This window comes from Polaromonas sp. (assembly GCF_030682935.1).
Lineage (GTDB): Bacteria > Pseudomonadota > Gammaproteobacteria > Burkholderiales > Burkholderiaceae_C > Polaromonas.
In genome coordinates, this window is record NZ_JAUXNA010000348.1 from 1 (window position 1) to 10616 (window position 10616).

The following is a 10616-nucleotide window of genomic DNA, read 5'->3' on the forward strand; positions in this document are numbered from 1 at the left end:
GGCGTCAGCAACGTGAGCTTCAGCTTTCGCGGCAACGACCCGGTGCGCGAAGCGATTCACACGGTGTTTCTGTACCACGCGATCCAGGCCGGCATGGACATGGGCATCGTCAACGCCGGCATGGTCGGCGTCTATGACGACCTGGAGCCCGTGCTGCGCGAGCGCGTCGAGGACGTGGTGCTCAACCGCCAGCCCGTGTACAAACCCGGCGAGGCTGAACTGACGCCCAGCGAGCGCTTGATTGAGGTCGCCGAAACGGCCCAAAGCGGCGCCAAAGACGACAGCAAAAAGAACGAGTGGCGCGCGCTGCCCGTGCGCGCGCGGCTGTCGCACGCGCTGGTGCACGGCATGAACGAGTACATCACCGAAGACACCGAAGAAGTCTGGCAGGCCATCAAGGCCGAGGGCGGCCGGCCGCTGCACGTCATTGAAGGCCCGCTGATGGACGGCATGAACGTGGTCGGCGACCTGTTCGGCCAGGGCAAGATGTTTTTGCCACAGGTGGTCAAAAGCGCCCGCGTGATGAAGCAGGCCGTGGCGCACTTGCTGCCCTACATCGAGGCTGAAAAGCTGCTGCTGGAAGCGGCCGGCGCCGACGTGAAAACCAAGGGCAAGATCATCATCGCCACGGTCAAGGGCGACGTGCACGACATCGGCAAGAACATTGTCACCGTGGTGCTCCAGTGCAACAACTTCGAAGTCGTCAACATGGGCGTGATGGTGCCCTGTCACGAGATTCTGGCACTGGCCAAGGCCGAGGGCGCGGACATCGTGGGCCTCTCGGGCCTGATCACGCCCAGCCTCGAAGAGATGCAGTATGTGGCTGCCGAGATGCAGAAAGACGAGCATTTCCGCCTCAGGAAAATCCCGCTCATGATTGGCGGCGCCACCACCAGCCGGGTCCACACGGCGGTGAAAATTTCGCCGCACTACGAAGGCCCGGTGGTCTATGTGCCCGACGCTTCGCGCAGCGTGAGCGTGGCGCAAAGCCTGCTGTCCGACCATGCCGCCAAGTACATTGACGAGCTCAACGCCGACTACGACAAGGTGCGCACCCAGCACGCCAACAAAAAGCAGACGCCGATGTGGCCTTTGCCGAAGGCCCGCGCCAATGCCACGCGCATCGATTGGGCGAACTACACGCCGCCCGTGCCCAAATTCATTGGCCGGCGCGTGTTCAAGAATTTTGACCTGGCCGAGCTGGCGCGCTACATCGACTGGGGTCCGTTCTTTCAGACCTGGGACCTGGCCGGCCCGTTCCCGGCGATTTTGAAAGACGAGGTGGTCGGCACCGAGGCGGTGCGGGTGTATGCGGACGCGCAGCGCATGCTCAAACGCCTGATCGAGGGCCGCTGGCTCACGGCCAGCGGCGTGATGGGCTTGTACCCGGCCAACAGCGTCGGCGACGACATCGAGATTTACACCGACGAAACCCGCAGCGAAGTGGCCATGACCTGGTACGGCCTGCGCCAGCAGGCGGAAAAAACGGCGGTGGACGGCGTGATGCGGCCCAGCCGCTGCCTGGCCGACTTCGTGGCGCCCAAGGTGCTGACTCCTGAATTGATAGCTGCTCGCGGAGATTCGACGGGGGTTACAGGCCAAAAAGACCTGAAAATTGCCGATTACATCGGCGTCTTTGCGGTCACCGCCGGCCTGGGCGCCGAAAAGAAGGAAAAGTACTTCCAGGACGACCATGACGACTACTCGTCCATCATGCTCAAGGCATTGGCCGACCGCCTGGCCGAGGCCTTTGCCGAAGCCCTGCACCAGCGCGTGCGCCAAGACCTGTGGGGGTACGCGGCCACGGAGTCGCTGGCGACCGACGAGCTGATTGGCGAAAAATACCAGGGCATACGCCCCGCGCCCGGCTACCCGGCCTGCCCGGACCACAGCGTGAAAAAAGAGATGTTCGAGCTGCTTCAGTGCGCGGACATCGGCATGGCGCTGACCGAGAGCCTGGCCATGACGCCAGCGGCCAGCGTCAGCGGTTTTTACCTGAGCCACCCGGACAGCACCTATTTCAACGTCGGCAAGATCGGCGAAGACCAGCTGCAGGACCTGGCCAGGCGGCGCGGTGCCAAGGCAGAGGACTTGCAGCGCTTGCTCGCGCCTAATTTGTAACGCTGGACACGGCCCTTTACGGGCCGTTTACCCGCCTGTCGCAGGCTTGTGTGTGCCGTTGGATGCCGTCGTGCGTTCAAGGTGGCAAAGGACACAACATGACCACCTCCATTGACACTCTTCAGCCGGGCCAGCAGCCCGCATCGTCTGGCAACAAACCGCTGTGGGCCGCCGTGGCCATCCTCGGCGTGGCCGTGCTTGGCATGGGCGCCACCCTGATTTACAACCAGCGCACACCGGCGCCCGTTGCCACCGTGGCGGCGCTAACGGCGCCCCAGGCCGCGACCCCGTCTCAGCTTGCAGCGCCCGCGGCTTCAACCCGCGTTGCCGATGACCTGATTGAAAAGCCCGCTGCGGCACCGGCCAAGCCTGCGCCAGCGCCCGTCCGGAAAGTGGTCAGGCCTGTGCCCCATCCTGCGCCGGCACCGGGCTACTCTGGTGTTTCGCCCGCACCCCATTACGCACCGGCGCCCGTTGTGGCGGCCGCGCCCGTGTGTGCCGTCTGCGGTTCGGTCGAGTCGGTCACGGCGGTTGAGCGCTCTGGCAAACCAGCCGGTCCCGGCTTGGGGACTGTCGCGGGCGGCGTGCTGGGGGCGGTGCTGGGCAACCAGGTGGGCCGAGGCAATGGCCGCACGGCCGCCACCATTTTGGGCGCTGTGGGGGGTGGCTTTGCTGGCAACGCGATTGAAGGGAACATGCGCAAGGAAACGGTCTACCAGGTGGACGTTCGCATGGAAGACGGCTCGCGCCGTACCGTGGAAGTGGCGCGTGCCCCCAGCGTGGGCAGCCGCGTGACGCTGGAAGGCGCCACCCTGCGCACCAGCGATGGCGCGACTTATGGCCCCAAGCCACTGCCAGCGCCAGTGGCTGCCCAGCCAACGTTTTCACCGGATTACCAGGGGCGCTGACGGAGCGCAACAAAGGCGGGACTTGTCCGACTGGGCGGGGGTATCCGAACGGGCCCTCAGTGCGCCGCCTTCAGCGCGCGCCGGTACTGCACCGCCTCGGCCACATGCGTGACCTGCACCGCGCTGGCACCGGCCAGGTCGGCAATGGTGCGGGCCACTTTGAGGCAGCGGTGAATCCCCCGGCCTGACCAGCCCAGCCGGGTGGCGGCGGTGTTGAGGAATTTCGCGGCGGCCGGATCAAGCTGGCATTGCGCATCGATGGCCTGGCCTTCCAGCGCCTGGTTGCTGCTGCCCTGGCGCGTCATGGCCAGCGCGCGCGCCAGCACGACGCGGCCCCGGATGGCCGCGCTGGCTTCACCGGGCGGCGTGTTGACCAGTTCGTCGGCGGCCAGCGCGCCCACTTCCACATGCAGATCGATTCGGTCCAGCAAGGGGCCGCTGAGCTTGCCCTGGTAGCGCGACACCTGCTCGGGTGAGCAGCGGCAGGTCCGCAAACTGGAACCCAGGTAGCCGCAGGGGCAGGGGTTCATGGCCGCGACCAGCTGGAAGCGGGCCGGAAATTCGGCCCGGTGCGCGGCCCGGGAAATCGTGATGGTGCCGGACTCCAGCGGCTCGCGCAGCGCTTCAAGCGCCGCACGCGGAAATTCGGGCAATTCATCGAGAAACAGCACGCCGCGGTGCGCCAGCGAGATTTCGCCGGGCCGCGGCGGCGAGCCGCCCCCCACCAGTGCCACCGCGCTGGCCGTGTGGTGGGGCGCGCAGGTCGGGCGTACCGCCCAGTTCTCCAGTGCAAAGCGCCCGCCCAGCGAAGCCACAGCCGCACTTTCCAGCGCTTCTTGCGTCGTCATGGCGGGCAACAGACCGGCAAAGCGCTGCGCCAGCATGGATTTTCCGGAGCCTGGCGCGCCCATCATCAGCAGGCTGTGGCCGCCCGCGGCGGCAATCTCCAGCGCCCGTCGGGCGGCGGCCTGGCCCTTGACATCGGCCATATCCCGGTAAGCCGGCGGCGACGGTGGCGCTGAGGGCAGCACGCGCGACCAGCCGTCCAGCGTGTCTTGCACCGCGTCGCCGGGCAGAAATTGCCTGACCACATCGAGCAAATGCCGGGCACCGTAAATTTCGGCCTCAGGCACCAGCGCCGCCTCCTGGGCGCTGCCTTCGGGCAGCACCAGCTTGGGCAGGGCTCCGGCGGCATGCGGCGCGCCGTGGGCAACGGCCAGGCTCATGGCCAGCGCCCCCTTGACGGGCCGCAGGTCGCCGCCCAGCGACAGCTCGCCCGCAAATTCATAGCCCTTGAGCTTGCGCGCATCGATCTGGCCGCTGGCCGCCAAAATGCCCAGGGCAATCGCCAGGTCGAAGCGGCCGGAATCCTTGGGAAGATCGGCCGGGGCCAGGTTCACCGTGATGCGCTTGTTGCCCGGAAATTCCAGTCCGGTGTTCTGGATCGCCGAGCGCACGCGCTCACGCGCTTCCTTGACCTCCGTTTCGGCCAGCCCGACCAGCGTGAAGCTGGGCAGCCCGTTGGCCAGATGCACTTCAACGCAGACCGGCCGCGCCTCCAGCCCCAACAAGGCACGGCTGTGCACTAAAGACAAGCTCATCGGGATACTTTCGTTCAGATGCCTCAAAGTTGTGCGCCCTGTGTGCATCAACTTGGTGCATAGTATGTTTTTGTTACCTGACTGTAACGCGGCCGCCCGGCAAAACGCGGACCTGGCCACGGTGGTGGCACAACTTTGGCACGTTACATGCTAAGAATCCTGTGTTCGCTTTAACAATCCTGGAGGTATCCAAAAAATGAAACTCATCACGGCCATCATCAAACCGTTCAAGCTGGATGAAGTGCGCGAAGCACTCTCTGGTATTGGCGTGCAAGGCATCACGGTCACTGAAGTCAAGGGTTTCGGTCGTCAAAAAGGCCACACCGAGCTGTACCGCGGCGCAGAGTATGTGGTGGATTTTTTGCCCAAGGTCAAGATCGAAGCGGCTGTGTCTGACGAGCTGGTGGACCGCGTGATTGAAGCGATTGAGGGTGCCGCCCGCACCGGCAAGATCGGCGACGGCAAGGTCTTTGTCTACAACCTTGAGCAGGTCGTGCGTATCCGCACCGGTGAAACCGGCAAGGAAGCGCTGTAAGGCTCAACCCCCTAACAAGAGAACACCGACATGAAAAAACTACTAGTTTCCCTTGCGCTGGGACTGAGCCTGCTGACCACGGGCGTAGCCGCACTGGCGCAGGCGCCGGCCGCCGCGCCCGCTGCAGCCGTTGCCGAAGCCACAACCGCCACCCCCACGGAAGCCGCCGCCGCCATGCAAGCGCCCGTTGCCGCAGCCGCTGCGCCTGCGGCAGCACCGGCACCGGTTCCCAATAAGGGCGATACCGCCTGGATGCTGGTCTCCACCATCCTGGTGATTCTGATGGTCGTGCCGGGTCTGGCCCTGTTTTATGGCGGCCTGGTCCGCAGCAAGAACATGCTGTCGGTGCTGATGCAGATCATGGTGACCTTCTCCCTGATCGTCGTGCTGTGGTTCATCTACGGCTACAGCCTGGCTTTCACCGAGGGCAGCGCCTTCTTTGGCGGCTTTGACCGGCTGTTCATGAAAGGCATCTGGGACAACACCGCAGGCACTTTTGCCAACGCGGCCACCTTCAGCAAGGGCGTCGTGATTCCCGAGATCGTGTTCGCCGCGTTCCAGGCGACCTTTGCCGGCATCACCTGTGCGCTGATCGTCGGCGCCTTCGCCGAACGCATCAAGTTCTCGGCGGTGCTGCTGTTCATGGTGATCTGGTTCACCTTCAGCTACCTCCCCATGGCCCACATGGTCTGGTTCTGGATGGGTCCTGATGCCTACACGGGCAAGGAAGTGGTTGACGCGATGAACGGCAAGGCCGGTTACATCTGGCAGTCGGGCGCGCTTGATTTCGCCGGCGGTACGGTCGTGCACATCAATGCGGCCGTAGCCGGTCTGGTCGGTGCCTACATGGTGGGTAAGCGTATCGGCTACGGCAAGGAAGCCATGGCCCCTCACAGCCTCACGCTGACCATGGTCGGTGCGGCCTTGCTGTGGGTCGGCTGGTTCGGATTCAACGCCGGCTCCGCGCTCGAAGCCAGCGGCTTTGCGGCACTCGCCTTCATCAACACCCTGGGCGCTACTGCTGCTGCGGTGCTGGCATGGTGTGTGGGTGAAGCGCTGATGCGTGGCAAGGCCTCGATGCTGGGTGCCGCATCCGGTGCCGTGGCCGGTCTGGTGGCGATCACGCCAGCCGCCGGCAACGTCGGTATCGGCGGTGGCCTGGTGATTGGTTTTATCGCCGGTTTTGCCTGCCTCTGGGGCGTGCATGGTCTGAAGAAACTGCTGGGCGCTGACGACTCGCTCGACGTGTTTGGCGTGCATGGCGTTGGCGGTATCGTGGGTGCGCTGCTGACGGGCGTGTTCAACTCGCCAAGCCTGGGCGGCCCCGGCTTTGTGGCTGACTGGGTTACGGCCACGGGCATCACCGCTGCCGACTACTCCATCGTGTCGCAAGTCTGGATTCAGGCCAAGGCCGTGCTGATCACCTTGGTGTGGTCGGGCGTGGTGTCCTTCATCGCCTACAAAGTGGTGGACCTGACGATTGGCCTGCGCGTCAGCGAAGAAGACGAGCGCGAAGGCCTCGACATCACCTCCCACGGTGAAACCGCCTACAGCAGGTAAGCGCCATGGATGGCGGCCTGCCCGTCAGGCCGCCGCGCCAGGATCAGCGAAAGCTGGCCATCAGTTTGCATACTGAGACGGCCTGCAATTGTCAGGGAGGGACCTTGGATTTGCGATAGATGCGATAGATCAATGAGTGTGGATGTAGTCACCCTCTTTTGCATCTGTCGGTTTTCGAGAAATGCTTTGTCCATTAGAGTAAACCCCAGTCAAAAGCACACCCGTTTGGAAGGCGGTGTCGCAAAGCCACCGGTCTGTCGCGCAAAGACGTGACGATGGCGGGCTTACCGGAATGGGGCGAACCTTTTGGGTTTGTTTCATGGCGTGGAGGAAATATCGAATGCGTAACGACCGCACCACTCGAAGTGTGCCGTTCGCAGGGGCCGTTTCTCTCCCATTGGGGTGCGCCTTTGATATGAAACAGGTGCGCCACATACCAAGCCCGGTCACGACAAACAAACAGGTCTTCCATGTCTTTCATGTCTTTCATTCAACGCTTGAATCTTTCACAGAAATTTCTGGTTCTCGGCCTTCTTGCCCTCTTCATGGCGGCATTACCGACAACGTTCTATGTTCATCAGTCCCTGACCGAAATCGAGACTGCAAAACGGGAAGTCGATGGCACCGCGCCCACCATTGCCTTGCAAAAAGTGGTGCAGCTAACGCAGCAGCACCGCGGCATCTCTGCGGGCATGCTGGGCGGCAACGAGGCCTTGGCTGCGCGCCGGCCGGCGACACATGATGCCTTGGCCAAAGCGATTGAAGCGGTGGATGCCAGCCTGAAGGAGAAAGGGGCTTCACCGGAGATTGTTTCGAACTGGGCCGATCGCAAGCAACGCTGGAGCGTGCTTGAGCAGGCCGTCGCCAGCCGACAGCTCAAACCGGCAGAAAGTACGCAGCAACATACCCAGTTGATCGGATCGCTGATGCTGCTCAGCGAGACCGTTCTGGATGAATTCAAACTCTCACAGGATCCGGAAGCCGGTACCAGTACGCTGATTCAGGCCACGCTTGTGCATGCGCCCTGGCTGGCCGAAAAGATGGGTGTCATGCGGGCGCAGGGCACCGGTTTTCTGGCACAAGGCACCTTGCCGCCAGAGGGCCGCGCCACGCTGGTGGCTTTGCAGGTGCGGGTGAATGAGCTGTACGGCGACATGATTCGCAACCTGGAAAAAACCACCACGGTCAATGCCGGTCTGAAGGCGGCGCTTGGCTCAAAAATGGATGCCCTGAAGACGCAGATATCCAAGACGTTGACGGTGGCCGATCAGGGTTTGATCGCGGCGCAGGAACTCAAACTGCCCGCCAACGAGTATTTCGACGAGTTCACCAGGACCATTGACAGCCTGTACGAGTTCAATGCGGTCGCCATGCAGGGGCTGGTGCGAACGCTGGATGATCGTGTGACCGAGTTGCGCCAGGCCATGATTTTGATTCTGGGTTTGCTGTTGCTCCTATTGGGCGGAGCCATCGCGCTTGCCGTGACCTTTGTGCGCAGCATCACGGTTCCACTGCGTGAGGCGGTGGGCGTTGCGCGCGCGGTCGCCGCAGGCGACTTGAGTGTGCAATTCGAGGCGGTTGGAAAAAATGAAACTGCACAACTCATGATGGCGCTCCAGGCCATGCAAGGCAGTCTGGTCAAAGTTGTCTCCACCGTTCGCCATGGCTCCGAATCCGTCGCCAGCGCCAGCGCCCAAATCGCCCAGGGCAACAACGACCTTTCCGCCCGCACCGAGCAACAGGCCAGCGCGCTGGAAGAAACCGCCGCTTCGATGGAAGAGCTCGGCTCCACGGTCCGGCAGAACGCCGACAGCGCCAAGCAGGCGAATCAACTGGCGATCAGTGCCTCCACCGTGGCCGTCAAGGGCGGCGAAGTCGTGGCCCAGGTGGTGGACACCATGAAAGGCATCAACGATTCGTCAAAGAAGATTTCCGACATCATCAGCGTGATCGACGGCATTGCCTTCCAGACCAACATCCTGGCTCTGAACGCGGCGGTAGAAGCTGCGCGCGCCGGCGAACAGGGGCGCGGCTTTGCGGTAGTCGCCTCCGAGGTGCGTAACCTGGCCGGCCGCAGTGCAGATGCGGCCAAGGAAATCAAGACCCTTATCAGTGCCAGCGTGGAGCGCGTCGAGCATGGCACGGCGCTGGTCGATCAGGCCGGTGCCACCATGACCGAGGTGGTGAATTCGATCCGGCGCGTCACGGACCTCATGGGTGAGATCAGCGCGGCCAGCAGCGAACAAAGTGCCGGTGTTTCACAAGTCGGTGAAGCCGTCACCCAGATGGACCAGGCCACCCAGCAAAACGCGGCGCTGGTGGAAGAGATGGCGGCAGCGGCATCGAGCCTGAAGACCCAGGCGCAGGAACTGGTGCAGACGGTGGCCGTGTTCAAACTTCCCGAGGGCGACACGCACGGCATTGTTTCGGTGCTTCCCGTGACGAGGGCCTTCACCCGTTCCAGCAATTCTGTGAATGCCCGCTACGCAGGCCCGGAGGGTGAGCGCCGTTCCCCCAACAGGGCGAAGAACGTGGTACGGATAAGCCTCAAGGCCACGGCCAAAACCGCGCCGTCAACGATTGCGCGCACCGCCCCATTGCTCCGGAAAACCGGAACCACTGGTCAGCAGGAAAGTTTTTGAGAGCTACGCCTCGTCATTCACCCGGCCCCGCTTTGGCGGGGCTTTTTTGTAAGTGCTTCATGCCACCATTCGTTGCACAATGGCGGACAGGAATACAAACATGACCGCCTCCATCCATTGCATTGCATTGCGTCCAACCTGCGCCGCCTGGTGGTCTTTACCAACACCACCCGCGACCTTGTCGCGATCGAGCCCGTCAGCCATGTCAACAATGCCATCAACCTGGTGCAGGCGGGCGAATCGATGAGCGCGCAAATGAGCATTCTGGTGGAGCGTGCGGCATGACGGCCAGTCCATGGCAAACCGTGGTGGCCCAGCCCAGCGAACTGGGCGAGTCGCCGTTCTGGCACCCGGACGAGCAAATGCTGTACTGGGTCGACATACCCGCCCGGAAAATCCACCGCTGCAACGTGTTCATGGGCACGGTGGAAAGCTGGCCCATGCCCACCGAGCCCGGCTGCATCGCGCCGGCGCGCAGCGGCGGGCTGGTCATCGCGCTGCGCGACGGCATTTACCGCGCGCGGCAATGGGGCGGCGCGCTGCAGCTGCTGGCGCCTGCGCTGCACGATGCGGCCACCACCCGTTTTAACGACGGCAAGGCCGACCCGCTGGGCCGCTTTTGGGCCGGCACCATGTATGAGCCGCGCGATGCTGCACGGGCGCAGCTGTTCTCACTCGATGGCCGGCGCACCCGGCCCGCGCTCGAACTCAAGGCCGGCAACGCCACGACCGCCAACGGCCTGGCCTGGTCGCCGGACGCCGCCACGCTGTACTGGACCGACACGCCGCGCCACACCATTCGCGCCTGGGACTGGGACAGTGAAAGCAATGCCATGAGCCATGAGCGGGTGTTCCGGCAATGGCCCGGCAAGCCCGAAGGCTGGCAGCCCGGCATGCCCGGCTACGGCGGCCGGCCCGACGGCGCCGCCGTGGACGTGCAGGGCAACTATTACGTCGCCATGTATGAAGGCGCCCGGTTGCTCAAGCTGTCGCCCGCAGGCGAGCTGCTGGCCGACATGGCGGTGCCGGCCCAGGGCCCGACCATGCCGTGCTTTGGCGGCGACGACCTGAAAACCCTGTACCTGACCACCGCCCGCCACGGCCGCCCGGCCCGGGAACTGCAAACCTACCCGCATTCGGGTTGCGTGTTTTCCATGCGGGTCGAGGTGCCCGGACTGCCGGTGAATTTCTTTATCGATTGATTTGCTATTAAATTAGTAGCTATATAGTCCCGTTGATATTGGGCTAT

Annotated in this window: 8 protein-coding genes and 1 riboswitch; of the genes, 7 read left to right on the forward strand and 1 reads right to left on the reverse strand. The window is 63.5% G+C overall.

The features are described 5' to 3' along the window. Both Q8K05_RS16205 and Q8K05_RS16210 read left to right on the forward strand, forming a co-directional pair. The coding region (locus Q8K05_RS16205; protein ID WP_305247648.1) for a vitamin B12 dependent-methionine synthase activation domain-containing protein at positions 1–2121 on the forward strand (2121 nt) is incomplete at its 5' end. A gap of 98 nt (positions 2122–2219) precedes the next feature. Beyond that, positions 2220–3029 (forward strand): glycine zipper 2TM domain-containing protein, encoded by an 810-nt coding sequence (locus Q8K05_RS16210; RefSeq protein WP_305247649.1) that lies wholly within the window; start codon positions 2220–2222, stop codon positions 3027–3029. A 56-nt stretch (positions 3030–3085) separates the two neighbouring features. Here the strand turns inward: Q8K05_RS16210 and Q8K05_RS16215 are convergent, their stop codons facing one another. Beyond that, a complete protein-coding gene (locus Q8K05_RS16215) occupies positions 3086–4630 on the reverse strand; it encodes a YifB family Mg chelatase-like AAA ATPase (RefSeq protein WP_305247650.1) in 1545 nt (514 codons plus the stop codon). Between the two features lie 196 nt (positions 4631–4826). Between Q8K05_RS16215 and glnK the strand changes: the two genes are divergently transcribed. The 5 genes from glnK to Q8K05_RS16240 all read left to right on the forward strand — a co-directional run bounded on the left by glnK (position 4827) and on the right by Q8K05_RS16240 (position 10569). Next, positions 4827–5165: a P-II family nitrogen regulator gene (gene glnK, locus Q8K05_RS16220; protein ID WP_293468152.1), complete on the forward strand. Its 339-nt coding sequence runs from the start codon at positions 4827–4829 to the stop codon at positions 5163–5165. Positions 5166–5195: 30 nt separating this feature from the next. Continuing rightward, positions 5196–6725 carry an ammonium transporter gene (gene amt, locus Q8K05_RS16225; protein WP_305247651.1) on the forward strand — a complete coding sequence of 510 codons (1530 nt, stop codon included), beginning with the start codon at positions 5196–5198 and terminating at the stop codon, positions 6723–6725. A 204-nt stretch (positions 6726–6929) separates the two neighbouring features. Next, positions 6930–7017: riboswitch (cyclic di-GMP riboswitch) on the forward strand. Positions 7018–7204: 187 nt separating this feature from the next. Beyond that, positions 7205–9367 (forward strand): methyl-accepting chemotaxis protein, encoded by a 2163-nt coding sequence (locus Q8K05_RS16230; RefSeq protein ID WP_305247654.1) that lies wholly within the window; start codon positions 7205–7207, stop codon positions 9365–9367. Positions 9368–9484: 117 nt separating this feature from the next. Beyond that, positions 9485–9652, forward strand: a complete 168-nt coding sequence (locus tag Q8K05_RS16235; protein WP_305247652.1) for a hypothetical protein — start codon at positions 9485–9487, stop codon at positions 9650–9652. After that, on the forward strand, positions 9649–10569 hold the full coding sequence (locus tag Q8K05_RS16240; RefSeq protein ID WP_305247653.1) for an SMP-30/gluconolactonase/LRE family protein: 921 nt from the start codon (positions 9649–9651) through the stop codon (positions 10567–10569). Before Q8K05_RS16235 ends, Q8K05_RS16240 begins: the two co-directional genes overlap by 4 nt. Positions 10570–10616: the final 47 nt, after the last annotated feature.